Annotated in this window: 19 protein-coding genes; 9 read left to right on the top strand and 10 right to left on the bottom strand. The window is 71.6% G+C overall.

Annotated elements, in window-relative coordinates:
- The first annotated feature begins 2 nt into the window (after positions 1-2).
- Both ACZ4N4_RS04200 and ACZ4N4_RS04195 read left to right on the top strand, forming a co-directional pair.
- On the top strand, positions 3-842 hold the full coding sequence (locus ACZ4N4_RS04200) for an isoprenyl transferase (protein WP_453572865.1): 840 nt from the start codon (positions 3-5) through the stop codon (positions 840-842).
- 85 nt (positions 843-927) lie between these two features.
- On the top strand, positions 928-2,280 hold the full coding sequence (locus ACZ4N4_RS04195) for a histidine-type phosphatase (protein WP_467584227.1): 1,353 nt from the start codon (positions 928-930) through the stop codon (positions 2,278-2,280).
- 96 nt (positions 2,281-2,376) lie between these two features.
- Here the strand turns inward: ACZ4N4_RS04195 and ACZ4N4_RS04190 are convergent, their stop codons facing one another.
- The 4 genes from ACZ4N4_RS04190 to ACZ4N4_RS04175 all read right to left on the bottom strand — a co-directional run bounded on the left by ACZ4N4_RS04190 (position 2,377) and on the right by ACZ4N4_RS04175 (position 5,492).
- On the bottom strand, positions 2,377-2,796 hold the full coding sequence (locus tag ACZ4N4_RS04190; protein WP_467584224.1) for a Fur family transcriptional regulator: 420 nt from the start codon (positions 2,794-2,796) through the stop codon (positions 2,377-2,379).
- Positions 2,797-2,857: 61 nt separating this feature from the next.
- The gene (locus ACZ4N4_RS04185) at positions 2,858-3,760 is read right to left on the bottom strand and encodes a metal ABC transporter permease (RefSeq protein ID WP_467584221.1); all 903 of its coding nucleotides are present in this window, start codon (positions 3,758-3,760) and stop codon (positions 2,858-2,860) included.
- The gene (locus tag ACZ4N4_RS04180; protein WP_467584219.1) at positions 3,760-4,524 is read right to left on the bottom strand and encodes a metal ABC transporter ATP-binding protein; all 765 of its coding nucleotides are present in this window, start codon (positions 4,522-4,524) and stop codon (positions 3,760-3,762) included. The genes ACZ4N4_RS04185 and ACZ4N4_RS04180 overlap by 1 nt, the downstream gene beginning before the upstream one ends.
- A gap of 11 nt (positions 4,525-4,535) precedes the next feature.
- Positions 4,536-5,492, bottom strand: a complete 957-nt coding sequence (locus ACZ4N4_RS04175) for a metal ABC transporter substrate-binding protein (protein WP_467584216.1) — start codon at positions 5,490-5,492, stop codon at positions 4,536-4,538.
- Between the two features lie 185 nt (positions 5,493-5,677).
- On the opposite strand from ACZ4N4_RS04175, the gene ACZ4N4_RS04170 reads away from it, so the two are divergent.
- Positions 5,678-7,060, top strand: a complete 1,383-nt coding sequence (locus tag ACZ4N4_RS04170) for a glycine--tRNA ligase (protein WP_467584214.1) — start codon at positions 5,678-5,680, stop codon at positions 7,058-7,060.
- 83 nt (positions 7,061-7,143) lie between these two features.
- Here ACZ4N4_RS04170 and ACZ4N4_RS04165 read toward each other — a convergent pair whose 3' ends face one another.
- Entirely contained in the window at positions 7,144-8,190 is a 1,047-nt protein-coding gene (locus tag ACZ4N4_RS04165; RefSeq protein ID WP_453573204.1) for a chitinase, read from the bottom strand.
- A 311-nt stretch (positions 8,191-8,501) separates the two neighbouring features.
- Here ACZ4N4_RS04165 and ACZ4N4_RS04160 point away from each other — a divergent pair, with 311 nt between their 5' ends.
- A complete protein-coding gene (locus ACZ4N4_RS04160) occupies positions 8,502-9,512 on the top strand; it encodes an aldo/keto reductase (RefSeq protein ID WP_467584211.1) in 1,011 nt (336 codons plus the stop codon).
- Between the two features lie 26 nt (positions 9,513-9,538).
- On the top strand, positions 9,539-10,141 hold the full coding sequence (locus ACZ4N4_RS04155) for a TetR/AcrR family transcriptional regulator (RefSeq protein ID WP_453572887.1): 603 nt from the start codon (positions 9,539-9,541) through the stop codon (positions 10,139-10,141).
- Here ACZ4N4_RS04155 and ACZ4N4_RS04150 read toward each other — a convergent pair.
- From ACZ4N4_RS04150 to ACZ4N4_RS04140, 3 genes are all read right to left on the bottom strand, one after another.
- Positions 10,128-10,559, bottom strand: coding sequence for a hypothetical protein (locus ACZ4N4_RS04150; protein ID WP_467584208.1), 432 nt, complete (start codon positions 10,557-10,559; stop codon positions 10,128-10,130). The two genes, ACZ4N4_RS04155 and ACZ4N4_RS04150, sit on opposite strands and share 14 nt — an antisense overlap.
- Before the next feature lie 188 nt (positions 10,560-10,747).
- Complete coding sequence (locus ACZ4N4_RS04145; protein ID WP_467585311.1) at positions 10,748-11,890, bottom strand: serine hydrolase domain-containing protein; 1,143 nt, start codon at positions 11,888-11,890, stop codon at positions 10,748-10,750.
- Between the two features lie 61 nt (positions 11,891-11,951).
- A complete protein-coding gene (locus ACZ4N4_RS04140; protein WP_450755443.1) occupies positions 11,952-12,170 on the bottom strand; it encodes a hypothetical protein in 219 nt (72 codons plus the stop codon).
- Between the two features lie 290 nt (positions 12,171-12,460).
- Between ACZ4N4_RS04140 and ACZ4N4_RS04135 the strand changes: the two genes are divergently transcribed.
- A complete protein-coding gene (locus ACZ4N4_RS04135; protein WP_467584206.1) occupies positions 12,461-14,719 on the top strand; it encodes a SpoIIE family protein phosphatase in 2,259 nt (752 codons plus the stop codon).
- 334 nt (positions 14,720-15,053) lie between these two features.
- Here the strand turns inward: ACZ4N4_RS04135 and ACZ4N4_RS04130 are convergent, their stop codons facing one another.
- Positions 15,054-16,481: an MFS transporter gene (locus tag ACZ4N4_RS04130; RefSeq protein ID WP_467584204.1), complete on the bottom strand. Its 1,428-nt coding sequence runs from the start codon at positions 16,479-16,481 to the stop codon at positions 15,054-15,056.
- Positions 16,482-16,582: 101 nt separating this feature from the next.
- Between ACZ4N4_RS04130 and ACZ4N4_RS04125 the strand changes: the two genes are divergently transcribed.
- Positions 16,583-17,551 (top strand): helix-turn-helix transcriptional regulator, encoded by a 969-nt coding sequence (locus tag ACZ4N4_RS04125; protein WP_467584201.1) that lies wholly within the window; start codon positions 16,583-16,585, stop codon positions 17,549-17,551.
- Between the two features lie 86 nt (positions 17,552-17,637).
- Positions 17,638-17,985, top strand: coding sequence for an SCO4225 family membrane protein (locus tag ACZ4N4_RS04120; protein WP_453572904.1), 348 nt, complete (start codon positions 17,638-17,640; stop codon positions 17,983-17,985).
- Between the two features lie 37 nt (positions 17,986-18,022).
- On the opposite strand, the gene ACZ4N4_RS04115 is transcribed toward ACZ4N4_RS04120, so the two are convergent.
- The gene (locus ACZ4N4_RS04115) at positions 18,023-19,474 is read right to left on the bottom strand and encodes an MFS transporter (protein WP_467584198.1); all 1,452 of its coding nucleotides are present in this window, start codon (positions 19,472-19,474) and stop codon (positions 18,023-18,025) included.
- A 131-nt stretch (positions 19,475-19,605) separates the two neighbouring features.
- On the opposite strand from ACZ4N4_RS04115, the gene dusB reads away from it, so the two are divergent.
- Positions 19,606-20,793 (top strand): tRNA dihydrouridine synthase DusB, encoded by a 1,188-nt coding sequence (gene dusB / locus ACZ4N4_RS04110; RefSeq protein ID WP_453572909.1) that lies wholly within the window; start codon positions 19,606-19,608, stop codon positions 20,791-20,793.
- Positions 20,794-20,814: the final 21 nt, after the last annotated feature.

The raw sequence follows: 20,814 nt of genomic DNA, 5'->3' as shown, positions 1-20,814 counted from the left end.
ACATGGTCGTACGCGGGATCCTGGGGAGCCGGCGCCGCGAGTACCGGACGCCGGAGCCACACCCGTCCGGTGCCCGGCCGCCGAAGCTCCCGGGCGAGCTGGTCCCCAACCATGTGGCCATCGTCATGGACGGCAACGGCCGCTGGGCGAAGGAGCGCGGGCTGCCGCGCACCGAGGGGCACAAGGTCGGCGCCGAGCGCGTCCTCGACGTGCTGCAGGGCTCCATCGAGATCGGTGTCCGGAACATCTCCCTCTACGCCTTCTCCACCGAGAACTGGAAGCGCTCGCCCGAAGAGGTCCGCTTCCTGATGAACTTCAACCGCGACTTCATCCGCAAGACCCGCGACCAGCTCGACGAGCTCGGCATCCGGGTGCGCTGGGCGGGCCGGATGCCCCGGCTGTGGAAGTCGGTCGCCAAGGAGCTCCAGGTCGCCCAGGAGCAGACCAAGGGCAACGACCTGCTCACCCTGTACTTCTGCATGAACTACGGCGGCCGGGCCGAGATCGCCGACGCGGTGCAGGCGATCGCCGAGGAGGTCAGGGCGGGCCGGCTCGACCCGTCGAAGGTCTCCGAGAAGACCATCCAGAAGCACATGTACTACGGGGACATGCCGGACGTGGACATGTTCCTGCGGCCCAGCGGAGAGCAGCGCACCTCCAACTTCCTGCTCTGGCAGAGCGCCTACGCCGAGATGGTCTACCAGGACGTCCTGTGGCCCGACTTCGACCGCCGTGACCTGTGGCGCGCGTGCCTCGAATTCGCCTCCCGGGACCGCCGGTTCGGCGGCGCCATCCCCAACGAGGAGCTGTTGGCCATGGAGGGCAACCAGCCCGGCGACTGACGGCCACCCGCCGTTCACGAGAGCCGTCCAGGATGCGGGAGATCATGCCAGGCCCCCCGGTCTCCCGCCTCTGGAACGGTCCCTCATGAAGCGTGTCACCCCTGTCCTCGCCCTGGGCGCCCTGCTCCTCACCGCGCTGCCCGCGCACGCCACGGACAACGGGCCTGCCCACCGCGACAGTTACGGCACCAAAGCCGTGTACTCCCCGGGGCAGAACCCGCGCACCTACCAGCAGGCGCCCGCCGGGTACACCGCCGTGTTCACCGAGAACGTCTCCCGGCACGGATCCCGCTCGGCCACCGACGGCGAGGACGGCGACACGGTCCTCGCGCTCTGGAACCAGGCCGAGGCCGATGGCCAACTCACCGAGCTGGGCAAGGAGTTCGGCCCGGACGTGCAGGCCATCGAGGCGGCCATGAGCACCATCGGGTACGGCAACCTCAGCGGCCGCGGCAAGGACGAACTCCGCGCCACCGCGGTACGCCTGGAGAAGCGCCTGCCCTCCCTCTTCTCCTCGATCGCCGGGAACGGCGAGAAGATCGACGTCGTCAGCTCGGGCCAGGGCCGCGCGGTGGACAGCGGGACGGTCTTCGCCACCGCCCTCACCGACGCCGACCCGGCGCTCAAGGCCTCGCTCGGCACCGCCCGGGTCGACAAGGACCTGCTCTACTTCCACAAGTCCGCCGGCGGCGCCGACTACCAGAAGTGGCTGGCCGGCGACGAGCGGCTGGCCTCGACCCTGGCGGCGGTCACCGACCAGCCGGCCTCGCACAGGGCCGCCGCCCGGGTCCTCGGCAAGATCTTCAAGCCGGCGTTCGTGCGGCGCGTCGTCGACGGCGAGTTCTCCGCCACGGCCTCCGACATCACCGCCGCCCAGGCCGTCTACAACCTCTACGCCATCGCGCCCGCGATGAGCGAGGAGAGCCCGAGCGGCCAGGGCTGGGACTTCGACCGCTACATCGCCCCGCGCGACGCGGCCTGGTTCGGCTACCTCAGCGACGCCGAGGACTTCTACGAGAAGGGTCCGAGCTTCTCGGACAGCGACATCACCTACAAGATGGCCGGTGTCCTCCTCGACGACTTCTTCAAGCAGGCCGAGGCCAAGCGGGACGGCACCAGCACGCTGGGCGCCGAACTCCGCTTCACCCACGCCGAGGAGATCATCCCGCTGGCCGCGCTGATGCGGCTGCCGGGCAGCGAGAAGGCGGCGACGCCGGAGCGGACGTACACCTACGCCGACAACCCCTGGCGCGGCGCCGAGGTCGCCTCCCTGGCCTCCAACATCCAGTGGGACGTCTTCAGGAAGGGCGACGACTACCTGGTGCGGATGCTCTACAACGAGAAGGAGGTCGCCTTCAAGCAGGGCTGCCACCCGATCAGGAAGAACAGCAAGTTCTACGACCTGAACGAACTGGAGCGCTGCTTCGGAAGGGGCTGACCGGGGGTCGGGGCAGGGGTGGGACGCTCAGCGCCCCGTAAGGGGCGCGGGGAACTGCGCGAGCAACCCCCACCGGGCGGCGCCCGGACAACGGGCTCAACCCGCGGCGCACTCCGCGCAGTCCGCGCACGTTCCGAAGATCTCGACGGTGTGGGCGACGTTGACGTACCCGTGCTCCGCCGCGATCGCCTCCGCCCACTTCTCCACCGCAGGCCCCTCCACCTCCACCGCCTTGCCGCACACGCGGCAGACCAGGTGGTGGTGGTGTTCGCCGGTGGAGCAGCGGCGGTACACCGACTCGCCGTCGGACGTGCGCAGGACGTCCACCTCGCCGGCGTCGGCGAGGTTCTGGAGGGTGCGGTACACCGTGGTGAGGCCCACCGAGTCGCCCTTGTGCTTGAGCATGTCGTGCAGTTCCTGCGCGCTGCGGAACTCGTCGACCTCGTCCAGGGCCGCCGCCACGGCTGCCCGCTGACGGGTCGAGCGGCCCTTCACGGGCGGTCCAGCGGTCGTCACCGGTTGCCTCCTCACATCACTGCTTCTGCCGGGCCATTGTGCCAGCCCGGAGTGTGCGCGGTCAGACGCCGACCTCGTCGGCGCCCTGCCGACCGGCCGGAATCGCGCACTCCGCCGGATCCCCGGCGGGCCGCCGCGCGGCCGCCGCACGGGCGCGTCGCCGGGCCAGCGGTGCGGCCAGCACGCTCAGCACGATGAACGCGGCGATCGTCAGCAGCACGATCGTCGCGCCCGGCGGAACGTACTGGTAGTACGACGTGATCGTGCCCCCGATCGTCACCGTCACCCCGATCGCGACGGCGATCGCGAACGTGGCCGCGAAGCTCCGGCTCAGCTGCTGGGCCGCGGCCACCGGGACCACCATCAGCGCCGACACCAGCAGCAGCCCCACCACGCGCATCGCGACCGTGACCGTGACCGCCGCCGTGATCGCCGTCAGCAGGTTCAGCGCCCGCACCGGCAGGCCCGTCACCCGCGCGAACTCCTCGTCCTGGCTCACCGCGAACAGCTGCCGGCGCAGTCCGAGGGTGACCAGCAGGACGAACGCGGCGAGCACGCAGATCGCGGTCACGTCCGACTCCGACACCGTCGACAGCGAGCCGAAGAGGTACGACATCAGGTTGGCGTTGGAGCCGCCCGGCGCGAGGTTGATCAGCATCACCCCGCCGGCCATCCCGCCGTAGAAGAGCATCGCGAGGGCGACGTCGCCGCGGGTCCTGCCGTACCAGCGGATCAGCTCCATCAGGATCGCGCCGAGGACGGAGACGGCCGTGGCCATCCACACCGGGGAGGTGGAGAGCAGGAAGCCCAGGCCGACGCCCGTCATCGCGACATGGCCGATGCCGTCGCCCATCAGGGCCTGGCGGCGCTGGACCAGGTAGATGCCGACGGCGGGCGCGGTGATGCCGACCAGGACGGCGGCGAGCAGGGCGCGCTGCATGAAGGCGTAGTTCAGGAAGTCCATCAGCTCAGCAGTCCCGTGCGCAGCGGCGTGTGTTCGTCGTGGGGGTGGACGTGGTCGTGGCCGGGGAGGGCGTGCTGGCCCACGGCCCGCGGGGGCGGCCCGTCGTGCAGGACGCAGCCGTCGCGCAGCACGACCGCGCGGTCGATCAGCGGCTCCAGCGGGCCCAGTTCGTGCAGGACCAGCAGGACCGTGGTGCCCTGCTCGACCTGCTCGCGCAGGGTCCGCGCGAGGATCTCCTGGCTGGCCAGGTCGACGCCGGCCATCGGCTCGTCCATGATCAGCAGTTCGGGCCGGGCCACCAAAGCGCGGGCGATCAGCACCCGCTGGTGCTGGCCGCCGGAGAGCGCCTCGACGTTGTCCTTGGCCCGGTCGGCCATCCCGACCAGGTCGAGTGCGTCCCGTACGGCCTGGTGGTCGGCCTTGCGGAAGAGGCCGAAACGGGTGCGGGAGAGCAGACCGGCGGAGACGACCTCGGTGACGGTGGCGGGGACACCGCCCGCGGCGGTGGTGCGCTGCGGGACGTAGCCGACCCGGGACCAGTCGCGGAAGGCGCCGCGCGGGGTGCCGAACAGCGTGATCTCGCCGCCGCTGGCCGGCACCTGGCCGATGATCGTACGGATCGCGGTCGACTTGCCGGAGCCGTTCGCGCCGAGCAGCGCGACGACCTCACCGCGGTGCACGCCGAGGTCGATGCCGCGCAGCACGGGGCGCGAGCCCAGCTCCGCGGTGACCCCGCGCAGGGATATGACGGGCTCGCCGGTCATCTTCTCTCCACTCACTTGGCACCCAGGGCCGTGCGGAGGGCCTTGAGGTTGGCTTCCTGGACCGCGAAGTAGTCCTTGCCGCGGGACCTGCCGGTGATCCCCTCGATCGGGTCGAGGACGTCCGTCTTCAGTCCGGCGTCGGCGGCGATGGTCCTGGCGGTCTTGTCGCTGACGAGCGTCTCGTAGAACACGGTGCTGACGCCGTCGGCCCTGGCCATGGTCTCCAGGTCCTTCACGCGGGCCGCGCTCGGCTCCGACTCCGGGTCGAGGCCGTTGATGGCCTCCTCGGTCAGGCCGTAGCGCTCGGCGAGGTAGCCGAAGGCCGCGTGGGTGGTGATGAAGACCTTGGTCCTCGTGTTCGCCAGGCCGTCCTTGAACTTGGTGTTGAGGGCGTCCAGCCTCTCGACCAGGGCGGCGGTGTTCTTCCGGTAGTCGGCCGCGTGATCCGGGTCGGCCTTCTCGAAGGCCTTGCCGACCCCTTCGGCGACCTGGGCGTAGCGCACCGGGTCCAGCCAGATGTGCGGGTCGAGGCCGGAAAGTTCCTCGTTCTTCGAGGTGTCGTGCGTGGCCGCGTGGCCGCCGACCTCGTTGCCGTGCTGCTCCAGCGAGGTCAGGGAGGCCGCGTCGATCTTCGTCCCCACCGAGGACTGGGCGACGGCGTCGTCGACGGAGGGCTGGAGGTTCTTCAGGTAGAGGACCGCGTCGGACTTCTCGATCCCGATGATCTGTTTGGGGCTGATCTCCAGGTCGTGCGGTTCCTGGCCGGGCGATGTGAGACTGGTGACGTGGACGTGGTTCCCGCCGATCCGGTCGGCGAGGAAGGCCATCGGGTAGAACGACGCGACGACGTCGAACTTGCCGGTCTGGGCCGCCGTGGCGTCACCTCCGCAGGCGGTGAGGGTCGCCATGCCGAGTGCGGTGACGGTGGCCGCGGCGGCCGCGGGTATGAGGCGGCGTCGTACGTTCATGAGAGTCATTTTCAACTAACATGGAAACCGTTGTCAACAACCACCGGTAAGACCTTGGTAAGCCCTGGGCGGCCTGTCCGTCATGGGGGACCGATTTGGTCGGGGGGGAGCCCCCGCCGGTAACCTGAAGCATTCGCTCTGAAGCATCTCGCTTCGTCGCCCGTCGTCGTAATGAAGAGAGCACCGTGGCCGCCGACAAGATCGACACCATCGTCAGCCTGAGCAAGCGCCGTGGCTTCGTATTCCCGTGCAGTGAGATCTACGGCGGCCAGCGTGCCGCCTGGGACTACGGGCCGCTCGGTGTCGAGCTCAAGGAGAACCTGAAGCGCCAGTGGTGGCGCTACATGGTGACGTCGCGCGAGGACGTGGTCGGTCTCGACTCGTCCGTCATCCTGGCCCCGGAGGTCTGGGTGGCCTCCGGTCACGTCGCCACCTTCACGGACCCGCTGACCGAGTGCACCGCCTGCCACAAGCGGTTCCGCGCCGACCACCTGGAGGAGGCCTACGAGGCCAAGCACAACCGCCTCCCGGAGAACGGCCTGGCGGACGTGAACTGCCCGAACTGCGGCAACAAGGGCCAGTTCACCGAGCCCAAGCAGTTCTCGGGTCTGCTGTCGACGCACCTCGGCCCGACCCAGGACAGCGGCTCGGTCGCCTACCTGCGCCCCGAGACCGCGCAGGGCATCTTCACCAACTTCGCCCAGGTGCAGACCACCTCGCGCCGCAAGCCGCCGTTCGGCATCGCGCAGATGGGCAAGTCCTTCCGCAACGAGATCACGCCCGGCAACTTCATCTTCCGCACCCGCGAGTTCGAGCAGATGGAGATGGAGTTCTTCGTCAAGCCGGGCGAGGACGAGAAGTGGCAGGAGTACTGGATGGAGCAGCGCTGGAACTGGTACACCGGCCTGGGCCTGCGCGAGGAGAACATGCGGTGGTACGAGCACCCGAAGGAGAAGCTCTCCCACTACTCCAAGCGCACCGCCGACATCGAGTACCGCTTCCAGTTCGGCGGCAACGAGTGGGGTGAGCTGGAGGGCGTCGCCAACCGCACCGACTACGACCTGAACGCCCACTCCAAGGCCTCCGGCCAGGACCTCTCCTACTTCGACCAGGAGGCCGGGGAGCGCTGGACGCCGTACGTCATCGAGCCGGCGGCCGGTGTCGGCCGCGCGATGCTCGCGTTCCTGCTCGACGCGTACGTCGAGGACGAGGCGCCGAACGCCAAGGGCAAGCTGGAGAAGCGCACGGTGCTGCGCCTGGACCACCGCCTGGCGCCGGTCAAGGTCGCGGTCCTGCCGCTGTCCCGCAACCCCGAGCTGTCCCCGAAGGCCAAGGGGCTGGCCGCCGCCCTGCGGCAGAACTGGAACATCGAGTTCGACGACGCCGGTGCCATCGGCCGCCGCTACCGCCGTCAGGACGAGATCGGTACGCCGTACTGCGTGACCGTCGACTTCGACACGCTCGAGGACAACGCGGTGACGGTCCGGGAGCGCGACTCGATGAAGCAGGAGCGGATCTCGCTGGACCAGATCGAGGGTTACCTCGCCGGGCGCCTGCTGGGCTGCTAGGTCCGGGGTCCCACCGCTTTTCGCCCACCCTCCAACCGACTCGGTCGGCTGCAGGGTGGGCGTTTTGGGTTCGGTGGCTCTGCTCAGCGGTGCTGCAGTGCCTTCACGTTGTCGCCGAACGTCCAGTTCTTCGAGCCGTCCCAGTTGACCGACCAGGTCATCAGGCCCTTGAGGGACGTGCCGTAGTGGTTCCAGGCCTGCGCGACCAGGCTCGGTGACATGTAGCCGCCGCCCGCTCCCGACTGCGCGGGCAGCCCCGGGACCTGCTTGTCGTACGGCACCTTGATCGTCGTACCCTGCACGACCAGGCCCTTGTTGAGGCAGTCGGTCTGGGCGGTGAAGCCGGCCACCGTGCCCGCCGAGTAGGAGTCGCCGGAGCAGCCGTACATGCTGCCGTTGTAGTACTGCATGTTGAGCCACCACAGCCGGCCGTTGTCGGCGTACTTCTTGACGATCGGCAGATAGGCGCCCCAGATCGAGCCGTAGGTGATGCTGCCGCCGGTGACGTACGCCGTCTCCGGGGCCATCGTCAGGCCGAAGCCCGCCGGCATCTGGGCGAGGACGCCGTCGATGATGCGGACCAGGTTGGCCTGCGAGGTGGAGAGCTGGGTGATGGACCCGCTGCCCACCAGGCCGGTCTCGATGTCGATGTCGATGCCGTCGAAGTTGTACTTCTTCAGGATCGGGACGATCGTCGCGACGAACCTGTCGGCCACGGCGGACGAGCTCAGGTCGATGCCGGCCGCGGCGCCGCCGATCGACAGCAGGATGGTCTGGCCGGCCGCCTTCGCCGCGCACATCTCCGCGGGCGTCGCCACCTTCACGCCCGCGTCCATGCCGTCCTCCCACAGGGCAGTCCCGTCGGAACGGATCACCGGGAAGGCCGCGTTGATCACGTTGTAGCCGTGCGCGGCGATCCGGGAGTCGGTGATCGGGGTCCAGCCGAAGGGCGGGTGGACGCCGTTGGCGGAGCCGTCCCAGTTCTCCCAGTAGCCCTGCAGGACCTTTCCGGCGGGCCGCGACTTCACCGCGCAGGTGTCGGCGGCGGAGGCGGGCGCGGCGGCGGGGAGCTGGGTGAGCGCGGCGGTCGCCAGGGCGGCGGCGAGCAGGCCGAGGGCGCGGCGGAACATACGGATCCTCCCGGTGGGGGTGCGGCGAGGTGTCGTAGCCATGACAGTGCTCGTGGTCCAGACCTCTCGTCAATAGGTCTGGACCAGAAACGGGCGTACCCGGTGCCGGGCGGGACGGCGGATGCGGGCGCGGGTGTGACGGCCGGCCGCGGTGACGGGCGTGAGGAGGGGTGACGGACGCGAGGGCGGGTGCGGCGACGGACGCGAGGACGGGTGCGGCGACGGGCGTGAGGGCGGGTGCGCGACGGGCCGGTGACGAGTATGGAATGACAGATATTGAAATCTGTCAGCTGTCATGCGAAGGTGGAGTCATGACGATGCACACGCGCTCCCTCGGAACCACCGGCCCCCGCGTCTCGGCCCTCGGCCTCGGCTGCATGGGCATGTCCGCCCTCTACGGCGAGGCCGACCGCGCCGAGTCGATCGCCACCGTCCACGCCGCCCTCGACGCGGGCGTGACGCTCCTCGACACCGGCGACTTCTACGCCATGGGCCACAACGAGATGCTGGTGGGCGAGGCCCTGCGCACCGCCCCCGCCGCCCTCCGTGAAAGGGCCCTGACCAGCGTCAAGTTCGGCGCCCTGCGCGACCCGGCCGGCGGCTGGAACGCCTACGACGGCCGCCCGCAGGCCGTGAAGAACTTCGCCGCCTACTCCCTCCAGCGCCTCGGCGTCGACCACATCGACGTCTACCGCATCGCCCGCGTCGACCCGGACGTGCCGATCGAGGAGACGGTCGGCGCGATCGCCGAACTGGTCGAGCAGGGATACGTCCGGCACATCGGCCTCAGCGAGGCGTCCGCGGACAACATCCGCCGGGCCGCCGCCACCGCGCCCATCTCCGACCTCCAGATCGAGTACGCGATCATCACCCGCGACATCGAGCGGGAGATCCTGCCCACCACCCGTGAGCTGGGCATCGGCATCACCGCGTACGGCGTGCTGTCCCGGGGTCTGATCTCCGGCCACTTCACCCGCGACCGGCAGCTCGGCGCGGGCGACTTCCGGGCGTTCTCGCCCCGCTTCCAGGGCGAGAACCTCCAGCACAACCTCGACCTCGTCGAGGCGCTGCGCAAGATCGCCGACGAGAAGGGCGTGACCGTCGCGCAGATCGCCATCGCCTGGGTGCTCTCCCGCGGCGACGAGATCGTGCCGCTCGTCGGCGCCCGCACCCGCGAGCGGCTCGCCGAGTCGCTGGGCGCGCTGGACGTCACCCTGGACGCGGCCGACCTGGCGGCGATCGAGGACGCCGTACCGGCGGACGCGGCGGCGGGTACCCGCTACCCGGCCGAGCAGATGAGCCATCTCGGCACCGAGCACTGACCGCGGCGCCGGGTACCGTCTAGGCCATGGCAGCGACGTCCCCGCCCCCGACCCCGGCCCTGACCGCCGAGCGCATCCTTGAGGCCACCGAGGAGGTGCTGCGCCGGCACGGCCCGGCCAAGGCCACCGTGGTGGACGTGGCCCGCGCGCTCGGCGTCAGCCACGGCAGCGTCTACCGGCACTTCCGGACCAAGGCGGCGCTGCGGGAGGCGGTGACCAAGCGGTGGCTGGACCGCACCTCGCGGGTGCTGTCCGTCATCGTCGCCGAGGACCGCGCTCCGGACGTGCGGCTGCGCGACTGGCTGTGGGCCCTCTTCGACGCCAAGCGCCGCAAGGCCGGCGACGATCCGGAGCTGTTCGCCACCTACATGGTGCTGGTCGACGAGAACGGCCCGGCGGTCACCGGGCACATAGACGACCTGACCGGGCAGCTCGCCGAGATCCTCCGGGACGGGGCCGGCACGGGAGCCTTCACCGTGTCCGACCCCGCCGCGGCGGCCCGGGTCGTCTTCCAGGCCACCGGCCGCTTCCACGACCCGGGGTACGCGCGCGAGTGGGTGCGGCCGGAGGCAGAGGCGGACTTCGCCTCGTTGGTGGACCTGCTGCTGCGCGGCCTCAGCTCACCTTGACGGTGACCGTGGGGGAGTGGGTCTTGCCGGCCGCGATCCGCAGATGCTGGGTGCCCTTGGTGTTGATCTTCGCGGTCAGTGCGTAGGCGCTGCCGTTCTTGACCTTGACGCTCGCCCGGAGCGGGATCCACTTGCCGTTGTTCTCGTGCTGCAGCACCAGCGGCGTGCCGATCTTCAGGCCCTGGGTGCGACCCGTGAAGGTCACCCCGTCACCGGCCTTGACCGAGGTCTTGTTCGCCTTGATCGTGATCGAGCCCATGGCGGACAGGGACGGGCTCGGCTTCGGCGTGGCGCTGCTGGGCGCGGGGCTCGGCTTGGCCTCCGCGGCGAACGCGCCGGCGCCACCGGCGGACAGCAGCGCCAGCGAGAGGGCGCCGGCGGCGAGGGCCCGGGACACCGGGCGGTGGATGCGGTGCATGGCAGAGCTCCTGTCGATAGGACGGGGGGACTGCTCCAGGCTTGGCCGGGGCGCGCGCGACGGCGACCCGGGAGGGTGCGCGAGCGGTGAGGGCCGCCCCTTGCTCCGGTAAAGTCCGCAGGTGGCGATATGTGCGCTGACCTCGCGATTCTTACCGCTGATGTCACCCGAATGCAGTAATGGACGGGCTAGCCGGTGACCCGCCAGAAGTCCCGCATCAGCGGGTTCGGGGTCGGGCCCGTCATGGCCACCTGGGACAGCAGGACCGTGACCGTGCCGGTGGTGGGGACCAGGTGCGCGGTGGTGCCGGTGCCGCCCACCCAGCCGTAGCGGCCGGGGACGTTCCAGGGGTCGGCCGGGGTGACGTCGACCTGGCCGCCGTAACCCCAGCCCTGGCCCTCCAGGAAGAGGGTGGCGCGCTCGCGCTGGGCCGCCGTCAGATGGTTGGTGGTCATCCGGCTGACCGAGGTCGCGGACAGGAGCCGGCGGCCGTCCGGAGCGACGCCCGCGTTCAGCAGCAGCCGGGCGAACGCCAGCCAGTCGTCGGCCGTGGAGACCAGGCCCCCGCCGCCCGAGGGGAAGCGCGGCAGGCGGTTGAAGTCGCCGTCCGGGGTGTCCGTCAGGCGCAGGGTGCCGTTCTCGGCGGGGGCGTAGGCGGAGGTGAACCGGTCCCGCTTCGAGGCCGGCACCTCGAACGCCGTGTCCCGCATGCCCAGCGGCTCGAAGATCCGCTCCGCCAGGAAGTCGGGGAGGGTACGGCCCGACACCCGGGCGACCAGGATGCCCTGCAGGGCGGACGAGGTGCCGTACAGCCAGGCCTCGCCCGGCTGGTGCAGCATCGGCACCTGGGCGAGCAGCCCCAGCCAGGTGTCCGGGTCCGGCCAGTCCTGGAAGGGACGGCCGTGATCCTGCACCGCGAACAGGGCCTGCGCGGCGGGCAGCGCGAAGTCGTCGGGAAGGCCCCAGCCGGCGCGGAAACTGAGCAGGTCCTCCACGGTGACCGGGCGGTCGGCCGGCACGACGTCGTCGACGGGGCTCGCGGGCGTGCGGACCACCCACGGCTTCGCCAGCTCCGGGAGCCACTCGGCCACCGGGTCGTCGAGCCCGATCCGGCCCTCGTCCACCAGCATCAGCACCGCCGCCGCGGTGACCGGCTTGGTGATCGACGCGATCCGGAAGATCGACTCCCGGGTCATCGGCGCGGACCCCTCGGCATCCAGGTCCCCGACGGTCACGACCTCCACGTCGGCACCCCGGGCGACCAGCCCGACGGCCCCGGGAACCGTTCCGCCGTCGACATGGCGGCGCAAGGTGGCATGGAGCGGTGACACGGTCATCGGTCGTCCTTCCGTCGGGTGCGGTCGGATGTACGACTCCCACCCCGGCGGAAACTCATCGGGAGGGCTGGGCTCCCGCGGGGTCCACGGTGGCCTGGTGGGCCTCGGCCAGATGCTCCTCCGCCTTCAGCCAGGGCAGGAACTGCGCGCTCTGCCGCCAGCCGCAGGTGTCGCACCTGATCGTGCGCTGGATGCCGGTGCGCTGCACCCGCACCGTGTGTTCCCGCCCGTGCTGGTCCCAGCGGCTGACCTTGCTCGAGTCGATCTGTGACATGACGCCTCCGAGTCGGTGCCCGATCTGCCGTTCGGCACGTGTCGACGGGAGGAGTGTGCAGCACGACCAACATCAACAGGGATTTCTTCACAGTGAGTTGGCCAAGCCGTGTCCGGGCGGCCGGGATTCCGTCGCTGGACAGGCCGTTCCCGGTGCGGATCCGGGCTGCCGGACCAACCCTCGGACCACGAGCCGGACTTGGTGTACCGGCGGAAACCCTGGACACGGCATTGACCAAGGCTCAAGATGAGAGCGACCTTAGCTGAAGCGGCCACCGGCACGGAGAGGCGATGCTGCCGGATCCTCAACGTTTCCTGGCCGTCTCCGGCCGCCGGATCGCTCGCGCCGAGGGCGCGGCCCAGGTCGTCAGGGAGCTGTGCCTGTCGACCGTCCCGGACCTGGCTGACGGGGTGTTCGTCTACCTCGCCGAGCAACGGCAGGACCCGGACGGCCCGTTGCGCCTGCTCCTGGACGGGCCGCCGGCCGAACTCGGCGGCCTGATGGGCGGCACACCCCCGGCCGTCGCCCCGGTGCCCTCCGACGGAGTGCTGGCCGGGTTCCTGCGGTGCGGCAGAGCACGCGGCAGAGGTCCGGACGACATCGAGGAGGCGCTGCGTGAGCTGCTCGGGAGCGCTCCCCGTCTCCCGCAGGGGAACAGGGTCCTGCTCGCCCCGCTGCGCGCGCCCGACGCCGTCGTGGGCGTCGTGGTGTTCCTGCGGCGCATGGACCGGGAGGACTTCGTGGCGGACGACATCGCCCTGGCCGACGCGCTGGCGGCACAGGCCGCGCTCGGCGTGAGCGAGGACACCGACGCCCCGCAGGCCCGGCCCGCCGCCCCCAGGGCCCCGGACGAGGACCGGCTGCGCTACGTCGGCGCCGCCACCCGCCGGATCGCCCGCGGCTTCGACACCGACGAGATCGTGCTCGGCCTGTGCCGGGCCGCCGTACCGACGTACTCGGACGCGGCCCTCGTCTATCTGCGCGACCCGCTGCCGGTCGGCGACGAACGCCCGGCCGGCCCCGCCGTGCTGCGGCTGCGCCGCACCGACCGGATCAAGGGGCCCGGCGCCGAGGGTCTGGTCTGGCCGGCGGAGACCGTCGACGACGAGCAGGACGACCTGGACGCGTCCGACTGGAGCGAGGTGGTGCCCGGCGGCGCGCTCGCCGAGGTGCTGCGCGGGGTCCGGCCGGTGTTCGCCGACGACCCGGCGACCCGGGCCGCGCTGAGCGAACTCGTCGGCGAGGACAGTGCGTTGAACGGCTGGGCCGGTACGCACGCGATCCTCGCCCCGCTGCGCGGCCGCCGCCGGGTCACCGGCGCGGTGGTCTTCCTGCGCCGCCCGGAGCGCCCGGCGTTCGAGCCCGCCGACCTGCTGGTCGCCGCCCAGCTGGCCACCCACACCGCGCTCGGCGTCGACAAGGCCGTGCTGTACAGCCGCGAGGCCTTCATCGCCGACCGGCTGCAGCGCGCGATGCTGCCGCACTCCCTGCCCCGGCCCACCGGCGTCCGGCTGGCCGTCCGCTATCTCCCCGCCGCCGAGACCGCCCGCGTCGGCGGCGACTGGTACGACGCGATCCCGCTGCCCGGCAGCCGGGTGGCCCTCGTCGTCGGCGACGTCATGGGGCACTCCATGACCTCGGCCGCCGTGATGGGCCAGCTGCGCACCACCGCGCTGACCCTGGCCGGCCTCGACCTGCCGCCGCAGGAGGTGCTCCACCACCTCGACGAGCAGGCCCAGCGGCTGGGCACCGACCGCATGGCGACCTGCCTGTACGTCGTCTACGACCCGGTCTCGCACCGCATCACCGTCGCCAACGCCGGCCATCCGCCGCCGATCCTGCTGCACCCCGGCGGCAAGACGGAGGTCCTCGCGGTGCCGCCCGGCGCCCCGATCGGCGTCGGCGGCATCGACTTCGAGGCGGTCGAGCTGGACGCGCCCGCCGGGGCGACCCTGCTCCTCTACACCGACGGCCTGGTCGAGTCCCGGCTGCGCGACGTGTGGACCGGCATCGAGCAGCTGCGTGAACGGCTCGCCGCCACCGCCCAGTTGACCGGCCCCGACCGGCCGCCCCCGCTGGAGGCGCTGTGCGACGAGGTCCTCGACATGCTCGGGCCCGGCGACCGGGACGACGACATCGCGCTGCTCGCCGCCCGTTTCGACGGCATCGCGCCGAGCGACGTGGCCTACTGGACCCTCGACCCGGAGGACAGCATCCCCGGCCGGGCGCGCCGGCTCACCCGGCAGGCCCTGGCCGGCTGGGGCCTGGAGGAACTCACCGACACCGCCGAGCTGCTGGTCAGCGAGATCGTCACCAACGCCGTACGGCACGCCTCCCGGCCGATCAGCCTGCGGCTGCTCCGTACCGAAGTGCTGCGCTGCGAGGTCGGCGACGACGTGCCGCAACTGCCCAGACTGCGCCGGGCATCACCCGAGGAGGAGCACGGCCGGGGCCTGTTCCTGGTGAACCGCCTGGCCCGCCGCTGGGGCACCACCCGGCTGGGCACCGGCAAGATCGTCTGGTTCGAACTGGGCGGCAGCGCACCCTGAACGCCCCAGAGGCGCGCGCGAAACCGCACGACCGGCCGCCCTGAAGGTCCACGAGAAACCGCACGACCGGCCGCCCTGAAGGGGCGCGGGGAACTGCGCGACCGGCCACGGCGCCGCCGCGGTCGAACGACGGCGTTTCACGGTGCCCGCGTCCGTCGAAGGGGCGCGAACCGCGACCGGCCGCCCTGAAGGTCCGCGAGAAACCGCGACCGGCCGCCCTGAAGGGGCGCGGGGAACTGCGCGACCGGCCACGACGAGGCCGCGGCCGAACGACGGGCACTTCACGGCGTCCGCGCCCGCGTCCGCGTCCGGACCCGCCACGACCGAGGCGCGGTCAGCGCACCGTGCGCGGCAGTCGCAGGCTGAGCAGGCCGGTCAGGACCACCAGGCCCAGTTGCACCAGCAGGGTGACCACCAGGGCGTCCCGGGTGCCCTGGTGCGGGACCAGGGAGAGGAACAGGGTGCCCAGCGTGGCCACGCCCAGGGCCAGCGCGGACTGCTGGGTGGTGACCATCACCCCGCTGCCGACGCCGGCCCGCGCGGCCGGCACCTCCGACATGACCAGCCGCAGCACGTTGGGGAGTTGGAGGGCCTGACCGGCCCCGGCGACCGCGACCCCGGGGAGCAGCCCGGTGAAGTCCAGGTGCGGCCAGTCCCGCCAGGCGGCCAGCGCGATGAGGACGATGCCGACCCCCTGGATCACCGAGCCGGCCGACACCACCCGGCTGCCGTACCGCGCGATCAGCCGCGGCCCGGCCAGTGACACGAACAGGAAGACGACGGCCATCGGCGCGAGCGCCAGCCCCGCCGGGACCGGGCCCATCCGCTCCCCGCTCTGCAGGGCCACGGCGATCACGAACATGAACCCGCTGAAGCCGATGGAGAACGGCACCATCAGCACCAGCCCCCGGCGCAGCGAGGTGAGCGCCAACAGGCTCGGCGGGACCAGCGGGGTACGGCCGGCCCGGTCGGCGCGGCGCTCCACGGCGTAGAAGGCGGCGGCCACCCCGGGAAACGCGGCCAGCGACAGCCAGGTCCACAGCGGCCAGCCCGCCGCCCGGCCCTCGGTGAGCGGGGCGAGCAGGGTGAGCAGGGAGAGGGCGAGCAGTACGGTGCCGGGTCCGTCGACGGGTTCGGGTCGCTGCGACCGCGTCTCCGGCACGAACCGCGCACCCAGTACCAGCCCGACGAGCACGACCGGCACGTTGACGAGGAACACGGAGCGCCAGCCGGTGCCGGCGATGTCCGCGGCGACCAGCACCCCGCCGAGTATCTGTCCGGCGACCATGGAGAGGCCGGCGGTGGCGCCGTACAGGCTCATGGCCTTGGCGCGGCGGCCGCCGCTGGTGGCGGCCTGGATGGTGGCGAGGACCTGCGGGAGCATCGCGGCGGCCGCGGCGCCCTGGGCGACCCGCGCGGCCACCAGCGACCAGGCGCCGGGCGCCAGTCCGCAGGCCAGCGAGGTCACCCCGAAGGCGGCCATGCCGGCGAGGAAGAGCCGGCGGCGCCCGAACAGGTCGCCGAGCCGGCCGCCGAGCACCAGCAGCACGGCGTAGGCGACGCCGTACCCGGCGACGACGAGTTCCAGGACCGCCTCGCCCGCGTGCAGGTCGGTTCCGATGGTGGGCAGGGCGACGTTGACGATGAAGAAGTCGACGAGGGGCAGGGCCGCGGCCAGCAGGACGGTGAACAGTCCGGGCCCGCCGAGCGCGGCGGCCCCGGACGGGGACCGTACGGCCGGAGTGGTGACGGTTTCGGTCATGGTCCTGAGCCTGCGCCGGTGCTCAGGCGGGTACCAGAGTCTTCTTATCCTGGTAGCAGAAGTACCTGGCAACAGGATCGGCGGGGCGGCAGGCTGGAGCCATGACGACCTCGGCCCATGAGACGGTTCGTACGACGACGGCAACGACGGCGACGACGACGTCGAGGGTGACGGCGGCGGCGACGGCGGGAGCGACCGCGCCGGCTCCGGCGCCCCGCAGCGCCGTCGGTATCCGGCGCAGCGAACTGGCCGTGTTCCTGCGCAGCCGACGCGAGCGGATCACCCCGGAGCAGGTGGGCCTGCCGCACGGCGCCCGCCGCCGCACGCCCGGCCTGCGCCGCGAGGAGGTCGCGCACCTCTCCTCGGTCGGCGTCACCTGGTACACCTGGCTGGAACAGGCCCGGGACATCCAGGTCTCCGTGCAGGTCCTGGACGCCCTCGCGCGCACCCTGCTGCTCGACGGCAGCGAGCGCGCCCACCTCTTCCAGCTGGCCGGTGCCGTCGACCCGACCCCGGCCGCGAACTGCTCAGGCGTCACCCCGGCGCTGCACCAGATGCTGCGCGCCCTGGAACCCCTCCCGGCCTGCATCCAGAACAGCCGCTACGACATCCTCGCCTACAACCGCACCTACGCCCGCCTGATGGGCGACCTGGAGGCGGTCCCGCCCGAGGACCGCAACTGCATGATCCTCGTCTACACCCACCCCGAGTGGCGCCGCTCGATCGTGCACCTGGAGGAGACCCGCCGTGTGATGGCGGCCAAACTCCGTGCCTCGATGGCCGGTCATCTCGGTGAGCCCGCCTGGAAGATGCTGGTCAAGCGGCTGACCGCGGAGTCCCCGGAGTTCCGTGCGAACTGGGAGCGCTACGAGGTGATGGACCTGCGCACCAGGACCAAGCAGTTCCTCAACCCGTACGTCGGCTTCCTCTCCCTGGACCACACGGACCTGTGGCTGACCCGCGAGACCGGGGCACGCCTGGTGACCTACACCCCGACGGACGACGAGTCCCGGGAGCGGCTGGAGGAGCTGTACACGCTGGCCGTCTCCGCCGGCCAGGAGCGGGGCTGAGTACGGGTACTCAGGACAGCGCGCCGCCGTCGGCAGACCATGCGGGGAGGAAGAGCAACCGACAACCGGCCCCGGGGGAACGACCGATGAGAACCGGCCCTGCGCGCACCCTTGTCCGACTGACGCTCGCCAACCGTGTCTCGGTGGCCTATCTCGCCGTGGTCGCCGTAGTCGTCGCCAAGGCCACGGCGGACTCCCTCGCCGCCGCCGACGGCCCTGCCCAGGACTTCGCCTGGCTCTGGCCGCCCCTGGTCACCTTCCCCGCGTTCCCGCTCGTCGCGGCACTGGGCCGGACGGCGTGGGGTACGGCGGAGCTGCCGGCCTGGTCCTTCGCCGCCGTGCTCGTCGTATCGGCGTTACTGCAGTCCCTGGCCCTGGGCACCCTGGGGCAGGCGATACGGACCCGCCACCAGCGGATGCTCGGCTCCTGCTGACCGCCGCCCGTCCCGCCGACGCCGGCGGGGGCGGGGGTCACACCCGCTCGCCGGCCCCCACCACCTGGCGTATCTCCGCCGACTCCAGGCGCTGCGCCGTGCGCTCGGCCGTCGCCCGGGCCCAGCGGCCGTTCGTCAGGGCGCCGAGGGTGAGGACCGCGAGCCCGCAGACGGCGAGGATCCACCAGCCGGGGCGGGCGGCGGTCACGAAGGTCCGGCGGTACGACGACGCGCCGATCCCCGACGCGAGGACCGCGCCGATGACCGCCACGCCTAGGGTCTGGCCCAGCTGCCTGCTGGTGGAGGCGACCGCGGCGGCCACACCCGCCTGGGACCGCGGCATGCCGGAGACCGCCGTGTTGGTGATCGGCGCGTTCACGAAGCCGAAGCCGATACCGAACAGGACATAGCCGAGGAAGAGGGTGGTGTCGGAGGTCTCCGCCTCGAAGGCCGCGAACAGCACCGCGCTCGCGGTCATCGCGACCCCGGCGATCACCAGCGGCAGCCGTGGACCCCGGCTGCCGACCAGGCGGCCGGCGAGCGGGGCGCAGAGGAACATCGGGACGGCCATCGGCAGCATCCACAGGCCGGCGTGCAGGGCGTCCAGTCCGCGCACGTTCTGCAGGTACAGGGTGGACAGGAACAGGAAGCCGCCCAGCGACGCGAACGCGCTGATCGCGATCACGGTGGCCCCGCTGAACGGCGCCGAACGGAAGAACCGCAGGTCGATGAGGGGTTCGGTGCGCCTCGGCTCGTACCAGAGCAGGCCGGCGAGGGCGGCGAGGGCCACCACCGCGAAGGGCACCACCGCGGCCGCGCTCGCCGTCGGCGCCTCGATGATCGAGTACGTCAGCGCGCCGAACAGCGCGATGACCAGCACCTGGCCGACCGGGTCGGGCCGGCGGGCCTTCGGCGCCCGGGACTCCGGCACGAAACGCAGCGTCAGCAGCAGCGCGGCGAGACCGACCGGGAGGTTGACCCAGAAGATCGCGCGCCAGCCGACCGACTCCACCAGCAGGCCGCCGACCAGCGGTCCGGCGGCCATGGATATGCCGACCACCGCACCCCACACGCCGATTGCACGGGCCCGCTCACGGGGGTCGGTGAAGGTGTTGGTGATGATCGACATGGCCACCGGGTTGAGCATCGAGCCGCCCACCGCCTGGAGCATGCGGAACGCGATCAGCGATTCGAGGTTCGGCGCCAGCGAGCAGAGCAGCGAGCCCAGCGAGAAGACGACCAGGCCCGTCATGAAGACCTTCTTGCGGCCGACCCGGTCGCCGGTCGACCCCGCGAGCATCAGCAGCGAGGCCAGGACCAGGGTGTAGGCGTCGATGGTCCACTGCAGACCGGCCGTCGAGGCGTGCAGTTCACGCTGCATGGACGGCAGGCCGACATTGAGGGCGGTCGTGTCGAGACTCACGATCAGCAGGCTCATGCAGCAGATCGCGAGCACGAGCATGCGTCGGCGGGGGCTCAGCTCGGGCATGCGCTCCATCGTACGCCCGTTTCGATAGTGCGTCTAACTAATGAGTGTTACATGATCATGACGGAGGGTGCCGGATCCGCGGTTGTCCACAGGCCGGCCGAGCACCGCGCGCAGTACGCGACAATGGGGGAATGCCCGAGCCCACGACCCCGCTCCAGATCGGCCCGCACACCGTCCGGCCGCCGGTCGTCCTGGCCCCCATGGCCGGGATCACCAACGCACCCTTCCGGACCCTGTGCAGGCAATTCGCCGGAGGCGGAGGCTTCGCCGAAGGCGAGGCAACGGACGCGGCCGACGGGGGCAAGGGGCTGTTCGTCAGCGAGATGATCACGACTCGGGCGCTGGTCGAGCGCAACGAGAAGACCATGCAGCTGATCCGCTTCGACGCCACCGAGAAGCCGCGCTCCATCCAGCTGTACGGCGTCGACCCCGCCACCGTCGGCAAGGCCGTCCGCATGATCGCGGAGGAGGGCCTGGCCGACCATATCGACCTGAACTTCGGCTGCCCGGTCCCGAAGGTCACCCGCAAGGGCGGCGGCTCGGCCCTCCCCTACAAGCGCAACCTGCTCCGCGCGATCCTGCGCGAGGCGGTCAGCGGCGCGGGCGACCTCCCGGTCACCATGAAGATGCGCAAGGGCATCGACGACGACCACATCACCTACCTCGACGCCGGCCGGATCGCCGTCGAGGAGGGCGTCACCTCGATCGCGCTGCACGGCCGCACCGCCGCCCAGCACTATGGCGGCACCGCCGACTGGGAGGCCATCGCCCGCCTCAAGGAGCACGTCCCGGAGATCCCGGTCCTCGGCAACGGCGACATCTGGTCGGCCGCGGACGCGCTCAGGATGGTCCGGGAGACGGGCTGCGACGGAGTGGTCGTCGGACGCGGCTGCCTGGGCCGGCCGTGGCTGTTCGCGGACCTGGTCGCCGCGTTCGAGGGCCGTCACGACGACATCGCGCGTCCGTCCCTGCGCCAGGTCGCCGACGTCATGGTCCGGCACGCCACGCTGCTCGGCGAGTGGCTCGGGGACGAGTCCAAGGGAGTCGTCGACTTCCGCAAGCACGTCGCCTGGTACCTCAAGGGCTTCGCGGTCGGCAGCGAGATGCGCAAGCGCCTCGCCATCACCTCCTCGCTGGCCGAACTCCGCGCGGGCCTGGACGAACTGGACCTCGACCAGCCCTGGCCCACGGGCGCCGACGGCCCCCGCGGCCGTACGTCCGGCAACAACCGGGTGGTGCTGCCGGACGGCTGGCTCAAGGACCCCTACGACTGCGCGGGCATCGGCGAGGACGCGGAGCTGGACACCTCCGGCGGCTGAGGCCGAAGGCGTCCCGCGGGC

The organism is Streptomyces sp. NPDC026538, from assembly GCF_055567535.1.
Note: the sequence above shows the minus strand (reverse complement) of the source record. Positions and strands in the feature narration are given on the sequence as shown.

Bases quoted from the DNA above. Each gene is read 5' to 3' on its own strand.
- ACZ4N4_RS04200 (WP_453572865.1), top strand. From the start codon at position 3: ATGGTCGTACGCGGGATCCTGGGGAGCCGGCGCCGCGAGTACCGGACG.
- ACZ4N4_RS04195 (WP_467584227.1), top strand. From the start codon at position 928: ATGAAGCGTGTCACCCCTGTCCTCGCCCTGGGCGCCCTGCTCCTCACC.
- ACZ4N4_RS04185 (WP_467584221.1), bottom strand. From the start codon at position 3,760: ATGGACTTCCTGAACTACGCCTTCATGCAGCGCGCCCTGCTCGCCGCC.
- ACZ4N4_RS04180 (WP_467584219.1), bottom strand. From the start codon at position 4,524: ATGACCGGCGAGCCCGTCATATCCCTGCGCGGGGTCACCGCGGAGCTG.
- ACZ4N4_RS04175 (WP_467584216.1), bottom strand. From the start codon at position 5,492: ATGAACGTACGACGCCGCCTCATACCCGCGGCCGCCGCGGCCACCGTC.
- ACZ4N4_RS04165 (WP_453573204.1), bottom strand. From the start codon at position 8,190: ATGTTCCGCCGCGCCCTCGGCCTGCTCGCCGCCGCCCTGGCGACCGCC.
- ACZ4N4_RS04160 (WP_467584211.1), top strand. From the start codon at position 8,502: ATGACGATGCACACGCGCTCCCTCGGAACCACCGGCCCCCGCGTCTCG.
- ACZ4N4_RS04155 (WP_453572887.1), top strand. From the start codon at position 9,539: ATGGCAGCGACGTCCCCGCCCCCGACCCCGGCCCTGACCGCCGAGCGC.
- ACZ4N4_RS04150 (WP_467584208.1), bottom strand. From the start codon at position 10,559: ATGCACCGCATCCACCGCCCGGTGTCCCGGGCCCTCGCCGCCGGCGCC.
- ACZ4N4_RS04140 (WP_450755443.1), bottom strand. From the start codon at position 12,170: ATGTCACAGATCGACTCGAGCAAGGTCAGCCGCTGGGACCAGCACGGG.
- ACZ4N4_RS04135 (WP_467584206.1), top strand. From the start codon at position 12,461: ATGCTGCCGGATCCTCAACGTTTCCTGGCCGTCTCCGGCCGCCGGATC.
- ACZ4N4_RS04130 (WP_467584204.1), bottom strand. From the start codon at position 16,481: ATGACCGAAACCGTCACCACTCCGGCCGTACGGTCCCCGTCCGGGGCC.
- ACZ4N4_RS04125 (WP_467584201.1), top strand. From the start codon at position 16,583: ATGACGACCTCGGCCCATGAGACGGTTCGTACGACGACGGCAACGACG.
- ACZ4N4_RS04120 (WP_453572904.1), top strand. From the start codon at position 17,638: ATGAGAACCGGCCCTGCGCGCACCCTTGTCCGACTGACGCTCGCCAAC.
- ACZ4N4_RS04115 (WP_467584198.1), bottom strand. From the start codon at position 19,474: ATGCCCGAGCTGAGCCCCCGCCGACGCATGCTCGTGCTCGCGATCTGC.
- dusB (WP_453572909.1), top strand. From the start codon at position 19,606: ATGCCCGAGCCCACGACCCCGCTCCAGATCGGCCCGCACACCGTCCGG.